Source organism: Flavobacterium sp. W22_SRS_FK3 (assembly GCF_052113665.1).
Taxonomy (GTDB): domain Bacteria; phylum Bacteroidota; class Bacteroidia; order Flavobacteriales; family Flavobacteriaceae; genus Flavobacterium.
The window spans coordinates 160,471-177,946 of sequence record NZ_JBGQOF010000004.1 but is presented as its reverse complement, the minus strand read 5'-3'; the positions used below and the strand labels follow the sequence as shown (position 1 = coordinate 177,946).

Annotated in this window: 21 protein-coding genes and 1 tRNA gene; 14 read left to right on the top strand and 8 right to left on the bottom strand. The window is 33.5% G+C overall.

Going from position 1 to position 17,476, the window contains the following annotated elements:
• Window positions 1-3: 3 nt before the first annotated feature.
• Window positions 4-1,104, bottom strand: coding sequence for an IS3 family transposase (locus tag ACEN2I_RS05510; protein WP_441765087.1), 1,101 nt, complete (start codon window positions 1,102-1,104; stop codon window positions 4-6).
• A gap of 249 nt (window positions 1,105-1,353) precedes the next feature.
• On the opposite strand from ACEN2I_RS05510, the gene ACEN2I_RS05505 reads away from it, so the two are divergent.
• The 4 genes from ACEN2I_RS05505 (at window position 1,354) to ACEN2I_RS05490 (ending at window position 4,217) form a co-directional block, all read left to right on the top strand.
• Complete coding sequence (locus ACEN2I_RS05505) at window positions 1,354-1,677, top strand: hypothetical protein (protein ID WP_441765086.1); 324 nt, start codon at window positions 1,354-1,356, stop codon at window positions 1,675-1,677.
• A gap of 141 nt (window positions 1,678-1,818) precedes the next feature.
• Window positions 1,819-2,256 carry a conjugal transfer protein MobA gene (mobA, locus tag ACEN2I_RS05500; protein ID WP_441765085.1) on the top strand — a complete coding sequence of 146 codons (438 nt, stop codon included), beginning with the start codon at window positions 1,819-1,821 and terminating at the stop codon, window positions 2,254-2,256.
• Between the two features lie 298 nt (window positions 2,257-2,554).
• Window positions 2,555-2,710, top strand: a complete 156-nt coding sequence (locus ACEN2I_RS05495) for a hypothetical protein (RefSeq protein WP_441765084.1) — start codon at window positions 2,555-2,557, stop codon at window positions 2,708-2,710.
• Window positions 2,694-4,217, top strand: coding sequence for a recombinase family protein (locus ACEN2I_RS05490; RefSeq protein WP_441765083.1), 1,524 nt, complete (start codon window positions 2,694-2,696; stop codon window positions 4,215-4,217). The genes ACEN2I_RS05495 and ACEN2I_RS05490 overlap by 17 nt, the downstream gene beginning before the upstream one ends.
• Here ACEN2I_RS05490 and ACEN2I_RS05485 read toward each other — a convergent pair.
• The 7 genes from ACEN2I_RS05485 to ACEN2I_RS05455 all read right to left on the bottom strand — a co-directional run bounded on the left by ACEN2I_RS05485 (window position 4,208) and on the right by ACEN2I_RS05455 (window position 9,675).
• Window positions 4,208-4,282, bottom strand: a tRNA-Val gene (locus tag ACEN2I_RS05485). The two genes, ACEN2I_RS05490 and ACEN2I_RS05485, sit on opposite strands and share 10 nt — an antisense overlap.
• A 174-nt stretch (window positions 4,283-4,456) precedes the next feature.
• Window positions 4,457-5,683 carry a bifunctional folylpolyglutamate synthase/dihydrofolate synthase gene (locus ACEN2I_RS05480; protein ID WP_441765082.1) on the bottom strand — a complete coding sequence of 409 codons (1,227 nt, stop codon included), beginning with the start codon at window positions 5,681-5,683 and terminating at the stop codon, window positions 4,457-4,459.
• Window positions 5,684-5,741: 58 nt separating this feature from the next.
• Window positions 5,742-6,539 carry an energy transducer TonB gene (locus tag ACEN2I_RS05475; RefSeq protein WP_441765081.1) on the bottom strand — a complete coding sequence of 266 codons (798 nt, stop codon included), beginning with the start codon at window positions 6,537-6,539 and terminating at the stop codon, window positions 5,742-5,744.
• A 14-nt stretch (window positions 6,540-6,553) separates the two neighbouring features.
• A complete protein-coding gene (locus ACEN2I_RS05470) occupies window positions 6,554-6,946 on the bottom strand; it encodes an ExbD/TolR family protein (protein ID WP_441765080.1) in 393 nt (130 codons plus the stop codon).
• 2 nt (window positions 6,947-6,948) lie between these two features.
• Window positions 6,949-7,653, bottom strand: a complete 705-nt coding sequence (locus ACEN2I_RS05465; protein WP_441765079.1) for a MotA/TolQ/ExbB proton channel family protein — start codon at window positions 7,651-7,653, stop codon at window positions 6,949-6,951.
• Window positions 7,654-7,770: 117 nt separating this feature from the next.
• Window positions 7,771-8,997 carry a Glu/Leu/Phe/Val dehydrogenase dimerization domain-containing protein gene (locus ACEN2I_RS05460; protein ID WP_441765078.1) on the bottom strand — a complete coding sequence of 409 codons (1,227 nt, stop codon included), beginning with the start codon at window positions 8,995-8,997 and terminating at the stop codon, window positions 7,771-7,773.
• Between the two features lie 90 nt (window positions 8,998-9,087).
• Window positions 9,088-9,675 (bottom strand): chalcone isomerase family protein, encoded by a 588-nt coding sequence (locus tag ACEN2I_RS05455; RefSeq protein WP_441765077.1) that lies wholly within the window; start codon window positions 9,673-9,675, stop codon window positions 9,088-9,090.
• Window positions 9,676-10,100: 425 nt separating this feature from the next.
• On the opposite strand from ACEN2I_RS05455, the gene ACEN2I_RS05450 reads away from it, so the two are divergent.
• The 10 genes from ACEN2I_RS05450 (at window position 10,101) to ACEN2I_RS05405 (ending at window position 17,465) form a co-directional block, all read left to right on the top strand.
• Complete coding sequence (locus ACEN2I_RS05450; protein ID WP_441765186.1) at window positions 10,101-11,243, top strand: acyl-CoA dehydrogenase family protein; 1,143 nt, start codon at window positions 10,101-10,103, stop codon at window positions 11,241-11,243.
• Window positions 11,244-11,347: 104 nt separating this feature from the next.
• On the top strand, window positions 11,348-12,025 hold the full coding sequence (locus ACEN2I_RS05445) for a Crp/Fnr family transcriptional regulator (RefSeq protein ID WP_441765076.1): 678 nt from the start codon (window positions 11,348-11,350) through the stop codon (window positions 12,023-12,025).
• 90 nt (window positions 12,026-12,115) lie between these two features.
• On the top strand, window positions 12,116-12,712 hold the full coding sequence (locus ACEN2I_RS05440) for a peroxiredoxin-like family protein (protein ID WP_441765075.1): 597 nt from the start codon (window positions 12,116-12,118) through the stop codon (window positions 12,710-12,712).
• 5 nt (window positions 12,713-12,717) lie between these two features.
• Window positions 12,718-13,176 carry a YHS domain-containing (seleno)protein gene (locus ACEN2I_RS05435; protein ID WP_441765074.1) on the top strand — a complete coding sequence of 153 codons (459 nt, stop codon included), beginning with the start codon at window positions 12,718-12,720 and terminating at the stop codon, window positions 13,174-13,176.
• A gap of 6 nt (window positions 13,177-13,182) precedes the next feature.
• Entirely contained in the window at window positions 13,183-13,569 is a 387-nt protein-coding gene (locus ACEN2I_RS05430; protein ID WP_441765073.1) for a DoxX family protein, read from the top strand.
• 2 nt (window positions 13,570-13,571) lie between these two features.
• Window positions 13,572-14,060, top strand: a complete 489-nt coding sequence (locus ACEN2I_RS05425) for a DinB family protein (RefSeq protein WP_441765072.1) — start codon at window positions 13,572-13,574, stop codon at window positions 14,058-14,060.
• Entirely contained in the window at window positions 14,048-14,758 is a 711-nt protein-coding gene (locus tag ACEN2I_RS05420) for an NRDE family protein (protein WP_441765071.1), read from the top strand. The genes ACEN2I_RS05425 and ACEN2I_RS05420 overlap by 13 nt, the downstream gene beginning before the upstream one ends.
• Before the next feature lie 10 nt (window positions 14,759-14,768).
• On the top strand, window positions 14,769-15,803 hold the full coding sequence (locus ACEN2I_RS05415) for a D-alanine--D-alanine ligase (protein ID WP_441765070.1): 1,035 nt from the start codon (window positions 14,769-14,771) through the stop codon (window positions 15,801-15,803).
• Window positions 15,804-15,805: 2 nt separating this feature from the next.
• Window positions 15,806-16,462: a hypothetical protein gene (locus tag ACEN2I_RS05410; protein ID WP_441765069.1), complete on the top strand. Its 657-nt coding sequence runs from the start codon at window positions 15,806-15,808 to the stop codon at window positions 16,460-16,462.
• 28 nt (window positions 16,463-16,490) lie between these two features.
• Window positions 16,491-17,465, top strand: coding sequence for a M20/M25/M40 family metallo-hydrolase (locus tag ACEN2I_RS05405; RefSeq protein WP_441765068.1), 975 nt, complete (start codon window positions 16,491-16,493; stop codon window positions 17,463-17,465).
• The last annotated feature ends 11 nt before the right edge of the window (window positions 17,466-17,476 follow it).

Below are 17,476 nucleotides of genomic sequence, written 5' to 3'. Positions count from 1 at the left end.
CTTTTAATGAAGATTTTCAATATATTCAGATATTTTTTCGTGCATTTGTTGTTTAGTCAGAAGCATATTTAAATTAACTAATTCAGATTTAAGGAAAATAAAAAAGCTTTTAGGTATCTCACTATCTAAATGATTTCCTTTTCGACTCATGCTTCGTGTAATATGTTTATAGTTTAATTTACGAGTAAACATCTTATTAGCATATTGAATACCTCTATCAGAATGAAATATTAGTCCCTTCTTGGTTTTACGATTACGAAGTGCCATTTCCCAAGCGGGGATCGAAGTTTCCTTTATTGTCAGCCCTTCACTCAAATTCCATCCAATAATTTTTCTGTCAAATAAATCGATAATAATTGTCAGAAATAATAGTCCTTTCAATATTTCTAACCTTGTCATACCCGATACCCAAACCTGAGAAGGTTCGTCAGCTTTAAATTGACGATTTAGAACATTAGGAAAAATATAAGGATTATGGGGAATAAATGATGAGCCAGATAATTTGTGTCTGCTACTAAGTTTACTGACAAGACCCGTTTTTTTCATGTAATCGGCTACTGAATACTTATTTAATGTAAAACCGCGACTTTGTAATTCGGCGGAAATTTTCCCGTTTCCATATCTACCCTTATATTCATAAAATATAGAAGTTATTTCTTTTTCAATTAAAGTTTTTTGAAGTTGTGTTGGAGAAAATATTTTATCTCTCCATCTATAATATGTAAGCATACGTATGCCTAAAACTTTACACATTTGCCAAAGGGGATATCTATCTAGATTCTTTTCAATAAAATGAAAAATCATTGGTTTCCCTTCAATAATATACTTACTCGCGCTTCTAAAAATCTCAATTTGAAGTTCTGCATATTTAAGTTCTTTCCTAAGTGTTCTTTTAAGGTCAGAAAATCTTTGTTGTTCGGAGGTTCTAAAATGACCTCCCCCACAAAAGCTATCTGTTCCATATTTTTTAAGTTCAGCTTGCCATCTGTAAATATTCGTTTTTGCTATGCCAAGTTCTTCTGCCACTTTAAAACCATTTGTTTTCAGCGTTAATTTGACTGCATTTACTTTGAAATCGCGGTCATAAATTTTACGTTTTACCATTTCTTAAATTTCAAATTCTATAATTATGTGAATTTAAGAAATATAATGGTGTTGATATATAAATAATAAAGATAATGTTGTGCTAAGTATTTTATTATCTGTGTGTTAAAAATTAATTAGGCTGGAATTAAAACTTAAAGTGGTAACCTGTGCATATAATTATTTATGCATGCAGGTAGACAAGTCCTAAGATATTCAAGCAATCAAGCAATAAGGCAATCAGGTATTCAAGTGCTCAGGTAAGGATGTATGCAGGTTGGCATTCCTGCCTGCAAGCCAGCAAGCAGTCACGCAATCAAGCGTGCATGTATACATAAAGGTCAGCAGGTGCTCAGCCAGTCCAGCAGTACCAATAAAAAAAAATTTTTCCAAAAGAAAACAGAAAAAATGAAAAAAGAAAAAGAAAGCAATCTCAAAGGACGGGATTCAGACAGGCCAAAAGGAATCGGAATAAGTCCCGAAGGGTGTCTTGAGAGGAACGAGCAAGGCATTATGCCGAAGTCTTTTTGCCAGACTGTTAAGCCCGTCATACCTTCGGTTTCTTTTATTATTTCGTTGGATAAATATAAATAAAAAGAATTCCAATATTAAAGGTTTACGACTGGGCTAGGAACAAATAAGCCAAATGCTTCCAACTGCTTCCGAACACTTCCAAATTGGATTGTAACTCTGAGTATATTTTATATTGGTTTTAAGAAATTGAAATAAGAAGTTATGGAAGATGAAGAAAAAAAGAATCGGAATAAGGGAGGAAGACCTTCCAAAATAGATCCCGCCGTCCACCGCTATTCCATCAGTCTTACTGCAGAGGAAAATGCCCGCTTCCTGACTCTTTTTGAAACCTCAGGGATGCATGTAATGGCACACTTTATTACAGCGTGTGTTTTTCAAAAAGGAATAAAAACAGTTAAAATTGATAAAGCGACAATGGATTATTATATGCGCTTGACCTCCTTTTACAGCCAGTTTAGGGCTGTCGGGGTAAATTACAATCAGGTTGTCAAGATTTTATATCAAAAATTTTCCGAAAAGAAAGCTTCGGCATATCTGTACAAACTCGAAAAGCAGACAATAGAACTCGTTATTTTATCCAAAAAGTTAATACAGCTGACGGAGGAATTTGAAGAAAAGCATATGAAAAAAGAGTCTTGATATGACGGCGAAATTCCAAGAGTAGTTGATCTTCAATAGTACTGATTCACGTCAAATGTATGTAACATGATTTTGAGTGTACCATATATAAAAAATTGATAGGATACATTATTGTATTTTTTTTAATTGCTGTTTAGTACAAATTACATCTTAGGTATATCTGTATAAAGTGTTTTAAGCCAAATGCAGTCACATTGTTCCATTAAAAGCAAAATAATTAAAACTGCAAAATTGTATTTTAAATTAGTTTTGGTTCCGTGAGATACACGGCGTCTTAATTAAATTTAATGATATTGATATGGAAAATTTAAAAGATGAACAGTTTGAAAATGATGATATTGTATCAAAAAATTATGAAGATTTAGAAAGGGAAAAAGAACAGAAATTAGTAAATCTGATGATTGAAATTATTGTTTCATTAACATTGAGAGAATTATATGAAGAGAGCGATTAGATATTTAAGATTTAGTCAATTGGGTCAGAGCAATGGCTCGATTGAAAGACAGGAATTGTACACTGACCAGTACCTGCAGTATAATAATATACAGCTGGTAGACTCTTTCATTGACAGGGGGAAAAGTGCAAAAAGTTTTGACCGTCCAGATTTTATAAAACTGCAGGCATTTATAGCCAAACATTATAAATCAGTTGATTATCTTCTTGTAGACCAGCTTGACCGCTTTAGTAGAGATGCTGGCGAAGCGATGAACATGGTTAAGCAGTTCCAAAAAAAATATAGTATTCAGATTATAAGTGTGACCGAAGGGATAGTCTTTGATTATGATACCCCGGGAAGCTTTTTCAGGGCAGGATTACAATTACTGCTTGCAGAAGAAGATAATATCAACAGGAGTATTAAAGTACGTGGCGGACTCTACACAGCCCGTGCTAAAGAAGGTCGTTTTCTTACCAGAGAAAAACCTTTCGGCTATACTAAAGTTGGAGAAGGAAAACAGCGACATCTCGAAGTTAATGAAATTGAGGCTAAAATTGTCCGATTAATTTATGATATGTTTCTTCGTAATGTGCCATTATATAAAATCAAGGAAATAGCTTACCAGTCAGGTTTTGACAGAAAAGGCAATATGGCAATTGACCGTGTGCTGGCAAATCCTGTTTATGCAGGACTCGTAAAGGTTGAGCCGTTCAAGGATCTGCCGGGTGGTCTTTTTCCAGCCATTCACGAGCCAATAGTGGATAAGATAACATGGACAATGGTGCAGTCCAAAATGAAAAAGGAAGATAAGGTAAAGGTAACCGTTGATGATGAGATACCATTAAGAGGCGTTGTAAAATGTCATTGCGGTACACCTCTTACAGGTGCTCCTTCCCGTGGCAAATCTGGAAAATACTTCTACTATTATAAATGCAAGCATTCCAAACATAACAACATAAGTGCTGTAAAAGCACATGAGCAGTTTTTAAATGCCTGCGACTTAATGAGTGTTTCAGAAAAACAGATTAAGGATATAAGACATGGCAGTTATGCTTCAATTGAGCAGGAAGTAAAAGCAAACACGAAAAAAGCAGTAGACAAAAAGCATGAACTTGAAGAAATACAGCAGAGATTAAATGCTGTAGAAGAAAAATGGTTCAGAGACGAAATAAATAAAGATACTTACGAAAGATGGTATTCTACATATAGTGATCATATCCTGACCCTTACAGCATCAATAGAAAGACTTAGCGCAAACCAAGGTAAAGCTTTTGAGATTTTAGAAAGTAATCTGGATTTATTGGTAGATATAAGACATATCTACACCAAATCAGATACATTACAGAAATGTGCGTTTGTGCAAATGGTGTTCGATGGCAACTTATACTATCAAGAGGGTATATATCGAACACCTACAATGATGGATATATTTTCTCATAATGCCAGTAAAATGGAGGAGAAAGGATATCTTTTATACAAAAAAAAGAGGGACAACATTTCTGTTATCCCTCAAAGTGGGCGATGAGGGGTTCGAACCCCCGACCCCCTCGGTGTAAACGAGGTGCTCTGAACCAGCTGAGCTAATCGCCCTTTCGGGTTGCAATGTCTTGCGTTATTGCGAGTGCAAATATACGTTAGTTTTTCACTTTTCCAAAGAATTTACATTAAAAATTAAAAGAATTTACAATAAAACTTATATTTTACTGGAATTGAATTTGTTATAAAAGTATTTTTTTTCACTTTTTTAATTGAATTTGATTTTGCTTAGTTCAAAGGCAATTCTGCAACAACAAAAGTGCTTCCACCAACATAAATAAAATCATTTTGTCTTGCATTTTTTTTTGCTGCTGTAAAAGCATCCTCAACTGAATCGTATTTTTCTCCAATTAAATCATGTTTTTCTGCAGCTTCCTTCAGTATTTCGGTTGGTAAACCACGAGACGAATCCGGTCTGCAGAAATAATATTGTGCTTTTTTTGGAAAAAGAGGTAAAATCAAATCAAGGTCTTTGTCATTTACAACACCTAAAACAATATGAAGGTTTTCAAAAATCTCTTCCTGAATTTGTTTTATTACAATTGCCAGACCGTGTTTGTTGTGTGCTGTGTCGCAGATTATTTTCGGATTTTCTCCCAATTGCTGCCATCTTCCTTGCAAACTGGTGTTTTTCGAAACATTTAATAAGCCGGTTTTTAAATTCGCACTAGAAATTTTAAATTCATTTTGAGCATTTAAAACTGCAATCGTTTGTTGCACTGTTTTCTTATTGTGAAACTGATAATCCCCAATTAAATCAGAAGGAAAAACTTCAGAAATTAAATCAGAGGCAAAATAAATTTTGGCTTTATTTTCTGTGGCTTTAGCCAAAAAAACAGGCTGAGTTTCCGGAGTGTATTCCCCAATAACAACTGGAACATTTGGTTTAATAATACCGGCTTTTTCGCCCGCAATTTCTCTTGGGGTATTTCCTAAAAACTGCATGTGATCTAAGTCGATGTTGGTAATTACCGAAACCAAAGGCGTAATAATATTGGTAGCGTCAAGTCTTCCTCCCAAGCCAACCTCAATAATAGCAATATCAACCTTTTTCGAAGCAAAATAATCAAATGCCAAACCAACAGACATTTCAAAAAAGCTCATATCGTTGGCTTCAAAAAAAGCTTTATGTTTAGCAATAAATTCAATAACAAAATCTTCTGAAATGTCATCACCGTTAATTTTTATTCTTTCCCTGAAATCTTTTAAATGTGGCGAAGTGTACAATCCAACTTTATATCCTGCTTCCTGTAAAACGGAAGAAAGCATATGCGAAGTCGATCCTTTTCCATTGGTTCCGGCAACGTGAATGCATTTTAGACTGTTTTGAGGATTATCAAGATGTGCAGCCAATACTTTAATATTGGTTAAATCTTCTTTATATGCCGAAGCGCCCTGAAGCTGATACATGGGCAATTGATTAAACATCCAATTGGTAGTTTCCTGATAGTTCATTTTTAAAATAAATAAAAAAAACTCAAAGATACTTGAGTTTTAAAATATTGAGTTATGATTATTCGCCTAATTTGAAATTGACTGTTATAAAACCAATTTGAGTTTCGGGAGCATTTGAATCCGGTTGCCATTTGTATTTTTTAGCAGTGGCAATAGCGGGTTCAATTAAACAGGGGTTGGTATTTGTGGTTCCCTTGGTATATTTGGCAGCAATTACATTCCCACTTCTGTTTACTGTAATTTGTACAACTACTGTTCCGTATTCATTGCATTTTTGAACTTCTTTTCCTGTTGAACTCAATTTCCTTCCGTTAAGTCCCCAGCCTCGGCCTCCGCCACTTCCGGATCCGCTTCCATAATAACTGTTGGCGTATGGATTTCCGTCTTGGCTTCCCTTGTCTCCTGCTAAATTATCATTACCTTCTCCACCTGTAGCTTTTCCATCAGATTTGGGGCCATTTATAAAACTGGAAAGAGCATCAGAAGTGCTTTTTGAAGGCTTAGGGCTTTCAGCTGCTTTTGGTTTTGCCTCTTCTTTTGATGTTGTTTTAGTAGGTTTCTCTTTTTTGGTTTCCTTCATGACAACAGCTTCTTCAATATCCTGAGATAACACTTCGTCATCACTGGCAGCAGTTGGCTGCGAGTTTGTGGGTTTAGGAGCTGATTGAATTGCTTCTGTAGGCTGGATGTTACCTGATCCAACTTCAGTAGTTCCAAAATTTATAGCTATACCATTTTCAGGAGGAGGATCCATATAAGTCAATCCTAAATAAAAAAACAAAAGAAACATAATCACGAACAAAACGGTTGTGATGGTAAATGATTTTTTTTCTTCTTGTGTTTCTAAATATTTCATAAAATATAAGGAATCTATTTTGGGCGTACTGCCAAAACAACTTTTATTTGATTTCTGTTAGCGATGTCTAAAACGCCTACTGCTTTTTCGATAGGCACACCTTCTTCTGCTCTTAAAATAATGGCTTTTGTCTTATCAGCAGCTAAAAGGCTTAGTAATTTTGACTCTAAATCAGCTTCCTGAATTTGCTCTTTATCGATAAAAAACTCTAAATCTTTATTAATACTTACTGCAATGTTTTTGTTACTGTCTGTTTTTCCTTTTGCTTTAGGCAGAACTAAATCTAATGCATTGGTTGTTACCATTGTTGATGTAAGCATAAAAAATATGAGCAGTAGGAATACAATGTCTGTCATAGATGACATATTGAATTCTGGCGATACTTTATTTCTTCCTCTTAAATTCATAACTAAGCAGGGTCATTTAATAAATCTAGAAAGTCTATAGCGTTGGCTTCCATCATGTGAACAACTTTATCTGTTTTTACAACCAGGTGATTGTAACCCACGTAGGAAACAATTCCAACAACCAGTCCAACAACAGTAGTGGTCATAGCAGTGTAAATACCTTCAGAGAGTGCTCCAACTTCGATTTGACCTCCTGAACTTGCCATTTTATGGAACGCCAAAATCATTCCCAAAACGGTACCAAGGAAACCGGTCATTGGGCCTGCTCCGGATATAGTAGCCAGCATACTCACATTTTTTTCAAGTTTGTATATTTCTAATTTACCAGCATTTTCAATAGCTGTATTGATGTCGTTTAGTGGTTTTCCAATTCTTGAAATTCCTTTTTCGATCAAACGTGCAACAGGCGAAGTAGAGTGGGCACATAACATTTTAGCATTATCGATGCGTCCGTTTCTTATATTGTCGCGAATTTGGTTCATGAAGTTTGCATCTATCTGAGTGGCATTTTTGATAGCCATCAATCGCTCAAAATAAAGATATAATGCAACGAAAAACATTAGGAACAGAGAAATCATAATTAGCTGTCCTCCTAATCCTCCGCTGGTTAAAAGTTCAATAATAGATAATGTTTTTTCTACAGGAACGGCATCGGCCATAGTTTGTTGTGCAACAGATAAACTATCTGTTTGAAGCAGTATACTCATATGAAATTGTCTTTGTAATTGAAACGCTAAGATATTACAAAAATTGTTAGTTACAGTCCAATTTTAGGAAAGTCCTAACAACTTAAGGAATAGCAGCGTTTCAATAAAAGACTTAAATTATACCAGTTGTTTCAGTGCAATTTCAAAAGCAGTTGCGCTGATATTTGTTTTTGACGGGTTTAAAGCATGAGCTTTTACAATCGCTTTTTTTATAATTTCTGAAGTATCATTAAAAATTGCCTCATCTGTCATTTGAACTTTTTTCTCCATGAAATAAGCAAAAACTCTTGCCATTCCACAGTTTGAAATAAAATCAGGAATCAAACTTACTTTATGATCCACTTCTTCCATAATAGATCCGAAGAAAATTTCTTTATCTGCAAAAGGAACATTCGCTCCGCACGAAATAACTTCCAGTCCATTAGCAATCAAACTGTCAATTTGAGTTTGCTGCACCAATCTTGAAGCGGCACATGGCGTAAAAATTTCAGCACCAATGGTCCATATTTTTGTATTTATTTCTTCAAACGGCATCATATTGTCAGCAACTAATTTATTTCCGTCCTTATTAAGGAATAAAGTTCTGATTTCTTCAAAAGAAAATCCCTCTTCTTTGATTAATCCACCATCGCGATCAATAATTCCGATAACTTTGGCCCCCATATCTGCCAAATAAAAAGCAGCAGCAGAACCTACGTTTCCAAAGCCCTGAACAATTGCTTTTTTTCCTTTAATATCACCGCCATATGTTGTGTAAAAATGGCGTACTGCCTCGGCAACACCAAAACCGGTGATCATATCGGCAACGGTATATTTGCGGATTACATCAGGAGAGAATTTAGGGTTTTCAATAACTTTGATAACACCTTGACGTAATTGCCCAATTCGGTTAATTTTATCAGCTTCAGTAGGTTTAAAATGTCCGTTGAAAACACCTTCCTGCGGATGCCATACCCCACATTCTTCCGTCATCGGAATTACTTCGTGAATTTCATCTACATTTAGATCTCCTCCAGTGCCGTAATAACTTTTTAACAAAGGTGAAACTGCTTTATACCAACGCTGCAAAACACCTTTTTTACGAGGATCGTTAGGGTCAAAGTTAATTCCGGATTTCGCGCCTCCAATTGCAGGACCCGAAACAGAAAATTTAACTTCCATTGTTTTGGCCAATGATAGAACTTCATTCATGTCAAGACCTTTTCTCATTCGGGTACCTCCACCCGCAGCTCCTCCACGAAGTGAATTAATAACAGTCCAGCCTTCGGCTTCTGTTTCAGAATCTTTCCAGTTAAAAACAATTTCAGGTTCTTTGTTTTCAAATTGCTGCAATAAATCTTTCATTTTGTTGAGATATGTTTATTTTAAGCAAATATATAGAATAGATTAATGTGAATTGTTTATTAATATGGAAATAATTCTGAACTATTTTGATTATTCATATTTCCCTAACAATTCCTCTTTTAATCCTTTGTCAACAGGATTTTCTGAAAGCCAGATACCAAAAAAGGCTTTTTTAAATTCAAAGCTTTCAATTTTCCCTTCGTATTTGTTATTTTTATAAATCCACAATGATTTATCTAAAGGATTATAAATTAAGTTAAAGAAGTCCCCGGCCTTGGTATCTTCCTTACTTAATAAAGTTTCTAATTCTGCTACTTCTTTGGCTAATTTTAAAATCCCCTGCTCCCCAACAGATTTTTCCATTCCTTTAGCTAGTGCTTTTGATAATTTTTTTGAAGTAACTAATGACGAAGTAACTTGAATTCTGATACCCATTTCAATATCACTTTCTAAAATAAGTTTTGGATCTTGGGTAAGTACAGTTAGATATAAAGCTTGTACATATAATTCTGTGAACATTTTTGAACGTTGTCCAACACCGTTTAGAGTCAAAGTTTTCCCTTCAAAATCTAATGTTCTGGGAACTTTAACCCCGTTTACTTCTAAGCTCTTTTGGGCATTTACTGTTGAAAATTGTACACTAAAAAGGAATGCGAGTAATAGTAAAATCTTTTTCATAGTCATTCTATATATTTATATCAGGCAAAAATAATGCTAATTTCTAAATTTGAGGCGGTTAAGCGCTAGTTTTTTTGTGATATTTTTTGAGTTTTATGATTTTATTAAGCTAAAAGATAATTTAACAAGGCTATTTTTGCTGTTAATGTATTTCGTCGGTTTATTCATTCATTTTGTCGATAAATTTTTTTAGATGATTTATTTTAATTTGGGGACTATAATTTATTCTCCTTTATTAATGATATTCGATAAAATTAAAATTATGCTGGATATTTTATAACGGAATTACGAAAACGTTATAGTATTTTTAGATTAAAGCTTAAAATACTATGCATGCATTGTTATTTGATATTTAAAATTTATCTTTGAAAAAGCTTTTTTATGCAAAACAAGAAGAGCACTTTAATAATCTAAAGAATACTATTATGGATTTTAATCTTACCGAAGAGCATTTAATGATTCAGCAAGCTGCTAGAGATTTTGCTCAAAATGAATTGTTGCCAGGTGTAATTGAAAGAGACGAAAAACAAATTTTTCCGACCGAGCAAGTAAAAAAAATGGGACAGTTAGGATTTATGGGTATGATGGTTGATCCAAAATATGGAGGAAGCGGTCTGGACACAATTTCGTATGTAATAGCTATGGAAGAGATTTCAAAGGTGGATGCATCGGCTTCGGTAGTCATGTCTGTAAATAATTCTTTAGTTTGCTGGGGATTACAGGAATTTGGAACAGAAGAGCAAAAACAAAAATATTTACCAGGTTTGGCTTCAGGAGAGATTCATGGTGCTTTTTGTTTAAGTGAACCTGAAGCGGGGAGTGACGCAACTTCACAAAAAACAACTGCCGTTGATATGGGAGATCATTATTTGGTAAATGGAACAAAAAACTGGATAACAAACGGAAATACAGCATCTGTTTATTTGGTAATTGCTCAAACTCATGCCGAATTGAAACATAAAGGGATCAATGTTTTAATTATGACTAAAGATATGCCAGGCTTTTCGGTTGGTCCAAAAGAACAAAAAATGGGAATACGAGGATCTGATACTCATTCATTAATGTTCAGTGATGTAAAAGTTCCTAAAGAAAATAGAATCGGAGAAGATGGGTTCGGATTTAAATTTGCAATGAAAACGCTTGCCGGAGGTCGTATCGGAATTGCTTCTCAGGCTTTGGGAATAGCTTCAGGAGCTTATGAACTGGCATTGAAATATTCAAAAGAGCGTAAAGCTTTTGGAACCGAAATTTGTAATCATCAGGCTATTGCTTTTAAATTGGCAGATATGGCTGTAAATATCGAAGCAGCTCGTCATCTTTGTATGAAAGCAGCCTGGGACAAAGACCAGCATAAAAATTATGACGTAAGCGGCGCAATGGCAAAATTATTTTCTTCGCAGGTCGCTATGGATACTGCTGTAGAAGCAGTTCAAATTCATGGAGGAAACGGTTACGTAAAAGAATATCATGTGGAACGTATGATGCGCGATGCGAAAATTACTCAGATTTATGAAGGAACTTCGGAAATTCAAAAGATTGTCATTTCGAGATCGGTTATCGCAGGATAACTTTCAGAAATAATCATTTACAACCCTTTCGAATTTAAGCTTCGAAAGGGTTTTGTTTTTTAGATGAAAAATTAATTACATTTACAAAAATAGATTTTGCTTTTATGTATGAAGATTTAAAATATTGGTACTTGCGTGATCATAAGTTATTTCGAACATTGAGTTTCGGACAAATTAAACAATTATGCATTATTACAGGTTTTAAGAAAGCATCAAAAGGTGAGATCATTTATTTTTCTTCTTCAGATGTACCTCGTATTTTTTTACTTAAAAAAGGAAATATTAAAATTGTAGCTGTGGACGAAGACGGCAATGAAGCCATAAAAGATATTATTAAAAAAGGCGACTTGTTTGGCGAATTAACTTTAGAAACTGATGATAAAGCCAATGAATATGCAAAAGTACTTTCTGATGATGTTGCCATCTGCAGTTTTCTTCTCTCAGATTTTGAAGATTTATTGTTGAGGAATCCTACACTGGCACTTTCATACACCAAATTCGTAGGTTTAAAAATGAAACGCATCAAAAATAGTTATTCTAATCTAATTTCTAAAGATGCCAAAACCAGATTATGTGAATTCCTGAAAGATTGGGCAAGACAGGAAGGCATCAGGATTGGAGACAGGGTAACAATTGAAAATTATTTAACCCAAAATGATATTGCTCAGATTATTTGTACATCAAGGCAAACTACAGCTCAGTTGCTGAATGAAATGGAAACTAATAATCTTTTAACCTACAGCAGAAAAGAAATTATTGTTCCTGATATTACACAATTATAATTATTTTGGTTCAAGTGTAAATTAGCCGACATTTTGCTTTTTCATAGTGAAGTAGTTTTACATCATTAAAAAGATGTAAAACCTTAAATTATGAAAAAAATACTTTTTATTTTTTTTGCAACCGTTATTACGATTGCTAATGCACAAAACGCAATTCCTAAATCTGCGACTGATATTGCTCCTTTATTAATAGGGGAGAATATTCCAAATCATATTTTAAAATCATCTGATAACCAGGATGTCAGTATTTCTGATTTGATAAAAAAAAAGAAAACCGTTTTAGTTTTTTACCGTGGCGGATGGTGTCCTTATTGTAATGTTCATTTGTCTGCACTGGCTGAGAGCGAAAAACAAATACTGGATTTAGGATATCAAATTATTGCCATAAGTCCCGATGCTCCTGAAAATTTGAAAATTACAGAAGAGAAGGATAAAGTAAAATATATCCTGCTGTCTGATTCAAAAGGAGAGTTGATTAAAACAGTCGGACTTGCTTTTGAAGCTCCTGAAAACTACAAATCAGTTATTAACGTACATTCTAATGGAGACAATACAGGTTTTTTGCCAGTCCCTGCTGTTTTTGTTGTAAATACAGATAGTGAGATTGTCTTTGAATACATTTCGCCAGATTTTAAGCATCGCATAACAGCTGAATTATTGATTTCGGTATTAAAAAACTTAAAATAAGGAATATGAAAAAGATACAATTGTTTTTGTTGATTTTGGTTTCAGTAACTTCATTTGCTCAAAATGATGCAAAACAAATAAGTCAATATAATTTAGAAAACAAGGTTGCTATTCAGGGCTATGATCCTGTTGGTTATTTTAATCAGAAAAAAGCAATTAAAGGAAAAAAAGAAATTTCAGTTTCTTATCAAGGTGTGATTTATAAATTTTCGTCAGTCGAAAACAAAGAAGCTTTTTTAAAAAATCCAACTAAATATGAACCGCAATATGGCGGCTGGTGTGCGTATGCTTTAGGAAGTTCTAATGAAAAAGTGGAGATAAATCCGGAAACTTTTAAAATTATCGACGGGAAACTGTATTTGTTTTACAATGCTTTTTTTAATAATACCCTGAAAAGCTGGAACAAAGATGAAACAAATTTAAAAGATCAGGCAGACAGTAACTGGAAAAAAATCTATAAATAAAGCATCATGAAAGCGGAAATTATAAAATGGATTTTTAGAATTGTGGCTTCATTTATTCTATTGCAAACTTTGTATTTTAAATTCACCGGAGCAGAGGAAAGTATTTATATTTTTTCGACTTTAGGAATTGAACCTTACGGAAGGGTTGGCTCGGGAATAGCCGAATTGCTAGTGGCAGTTTTAATACTGATTCCAAAAACATCACGCATCGGTGCTTTGGCTGGATGTGTGATTATGATTGGTGCTCTACTATCACATTTTTTTGTTTTAGGAATTGTGGTTCAAAACGACGGAGGACTTCTTTTTTCTCTGGGAGTGATTACTTTATTCTGTTGTTTAGGTTTGCTTTATTTCGATAAAAATAAGTTGTTTAATCTTTTAAATTTAAATTAGTCATGTTACTAAAATCCATACGCCAAAGTTTAGATGAATTAATCAGTCTGTTAGAGCAACTTTCTGATCAGGAGTATTCAAAATCTTGTGAAGCATTGAGTAACGCCACAATTGGTGAACATATAAGGCATATTATAGAAATGTTTCAATGTCTTGAAAATAGTTATGATTCGGGCATTTTAAATTATGATAGCCGGGAAAGAAATAAACAAATTCAGACTGAAACGGAATTTGCAAAACAACTCATTTTAAAAATTGAATTTGGGTTGAAAAGCGAAAATAAAACAATCTATCTGGAACAGATTATTGATGGACTTACAATGAGGATTCAAAGCAATTATTATCGGGAGTTGCTTTATAATCTGGAACATTGTGTCCATCATAAGGCTTTAATAAAAGTAGCAGTTTTGCAATCTGAAAATATTTTAATTAATGAAAATTTTGGGATAGCACGTTCAACCGTAGAATATAGAAAGCGATGTGCACAGTAAGTTTTGTTAATACTAACGGAAGTATAATTATTACTTCAAATCGTGATGAAAAAGTAATGCGTCCAAATGCAATTGCGCCAAAGAATTATTGCCAAAAAGGTAAAAACATCATGTATCCAAAAGACAAAAAGGCAGGAGGTACCTGGTTTGCAGTAGATGAAAACGGAACCGTTGCAGTACTTTTAAACGGCGGTTATACGAAGCATTATTCGATGTCAAAATATAGAAAAAGCCGTGGTTTGATTGTTTTAGATGTAATTTCAAGTCCCTCGCCTAAAGATTTTTGGGATCAAATAAATTTACAAGATATCGAGCCGTTTACTTTGGTTATATATCAAAATGGAGAATTGTACGAACTGATTTGGGACGGCCTTGTAAAGATTAAGATTTCGTTAAACGTCAAGAAAAGCCATATTTGGTCATCAGTAACTTTGTACTCAAAGGAAATTAGAAAGAAACGCACAAAATGGTTTTTTGATTTTTTAAAAGACAAAAAAGACATCTCACCCTCTGAAATGATCGATTTTCATCGCAATACGGAGAAGGATGATTCTGAAAACGGTCTAATAATTAATAGAGATAATTTACTAAAAACTTTGAGTGTAACTCAGGTTATGATAGAGCAAAATAAAGGGATGATGAAATATTACGACTTAGTTAAAACAGAAGATTTCTCGAACTCTTTTATAAGTATTTAAAAAAACTATAATGAAACTATTTATTCATAAAATAATCAATTGGGAGTATTGGCCCTATCAGATTTTATACGTTCCAATTTATTTTCTTTGGGCGTATTATGCAATTAGAGCGAGATCATTTTTTTTCTTTAATGCATCAAATCCCAAAATTAAGAATGGAGGATTTATCATGGAAAGCAAGAAGCAGATTTATGATCTTCTTCCTAAAAAAAACTACCCAAAAACTATTTTAATCAAAGAAAATACAAAGTTGAAAGAAATTTTGGAAGCCGTTGAAGATCAGAAAATTTACTTTCCATTAATTGCAAAACCGGACATTGGGCTGCGAGGTTCTGGAGTAAAAAAAATTAAAACAGTTTCAGAATTGAAAAAGTATGCTGAAAAAGCAAATTTTGATTTTTTAATTCAGGATTTGATTCCTTTTAAAAATGAAGTAGGTGTTTTTTATGTACGTCATCCACTTCAAAATATGGGAAAAATTACCGGAATAGTTTCTAAGGAATTTTTAATTGTTACCGGTGACGGAGAATCAACTATTGCACAATTAATTAACCAAACGCCAAGATTTCAGCTCCAGTTTGATGTTTTAAAAGAAGAATACGGCGAACAATTGTATCGAACTTTAGAAAAAGGCGAAACAATAAATTTGGTTCCGTTTGGAAATCATGCCCGAGGTGCCAAATTTCTCGATGGAAGCCATTGGATTACTCCAAAATTAACGGCAATGATTAATGAAATAGCAACTCAAATTCCGGAATTCTATTTTGGGCGTTTTGATATCATGTATCATACTTTTGAAGAATTAGAATGCGGGGAAAATTTTCAAATTGTAGAACTTAATGGAGCAGCCAGCGAACCTACACATATATATGATCCAAAACATTCGGTTTGGTTTGCCTGGAAAGAGTTGGCAAGACATATTACTTATATGTATGAAATTAGTGTTCAAAACCACAAAATGGGAGTTCCATACTTAGATTATAAAGTTGGAATGCGGGAATACAGATTGCATTTGGCACAGAATAATAAAATAATAAATTTTTAAAAATGAAAAGGGTGAAAAATATCTCTGTCGGATTTCTTGTTAGTTTTCTGGGGTCAATTCCGTTGGGATATTTAAATATAGCAGGATTGGAAATTTATTCAAAATTAGGAATCCATAGTTTGATTTTCTTTTTGTTAGGAGTGATTTTTATTGAAACCTTCGTCATTTATTTTACATTGCTTTTTGCAAAACAATTGGTCAGGAATCAGAAATTAATGAAAATTATTGATTTTTTTTCAATTGGATTTATGTTTGTCCTGGCTTTTATTTTTTTTTCGAATTTCAATCAAACTGCAAAATCAGATCATGATCTGCATTTCTGTTTAATGTATTCACCCTTTATAATTGGTGTCGTTTTGAACTGTTTGAATTTTTCACAATTGCCTTTTTGGACAAGCTGGAATTTGTATCTTCTCAGCAGAAAATATATTACTATTGAAAGAAAGTTAAAATATTATTATATTGCAGGAACTTTGATGGGCGTTTTTTTAGGAATGTTTAGTCTGATAGTGTTATTGCAGACTATTTCTCAAAAATCAGATCAGTTTTCAAAGTATATGATGCCTGTTTTTGTCCCTTTTCTTTTTATAATCTTAGGAAGTGTGCAGGTAGCTAAAGTGTATAAAAAATATTTTAAATCGTCTACTTTAGAAATGTAATTTCTGGAGTTTATCTAAATCTTTATTTATGAAAAAGTTTTACTTTTTTCTTCCGTTAATTTTATTAGCCTGCAAATCAACTCTGCCAATAACCCAAAAAACTTCAAAATCAGTTTCAAAACCAATTGAAGCTGCTTACAAAGTGAATCAAAATGAGGTTTCAGATTTTTTAAAATATCTTTCTTCAGATGAATTGGAAGGTAGAGAAACAGGAACATCAGGAATCGAAAAAGCAGCTGTTTTTTTAGAAGACTTTTTTAAGGAGAAGAAAGTAAAGCCGTATTTTAGTACTTATCGTGATACACTTACTAATTTTAAATCACCTGCGTATAATATTGTTGGTTTTTTAGAAGGAAGTGATCCCGAACTCAAAAAAGAGTTCGTGGTTTTAAGTGCTCATTATGATCATATTGGATTAGAAAAAAACAAGCAAGATGATCAAATTAATAATGGTGCAAACGATGATGCGTCAGGAGTGACAGCTGTGGCAGAAATGGCTAAATATTTTGCTAAGACAAAATTGAATAAACGAAGTATTCTTTTTGTGTTTTTTGCCGGAGAAGAGAAAGGGCTTTTAGGTTCTAAAAGTTTAGTTCAAAAACTGGAAAAGCAAAACTTTAACTTATATGCCCAGTTAAATATCGAAATGATTGGTGTGCCAATGAAACGGGATTATCTGGCTTATATTACAGGTTTTGATAAGTCGAATATGGCAGAAAAAATTAATGAGTATACAGGAAAAAATACTATTGGTTTCTTACCAAAAGAGGCTGAATACGAGCTTTTTTACCGTTCTGATAATTATTCCTTCTATGAGGTTTTCAAGAAACCCTGCCAATCAATCAGTACGTTTGATTTTGAAAACTTTGATTTTTATCACCATGTTTCAGATGAATTTAAAGCAATGGATATTTCACACATGACAAATTTTATTCAGGAATTTTTGCCTGCAGTTACTCAAATAGCAACAACTCCAACGCAGGAAATTACAATGACTAAATAAGATTTGTTTAT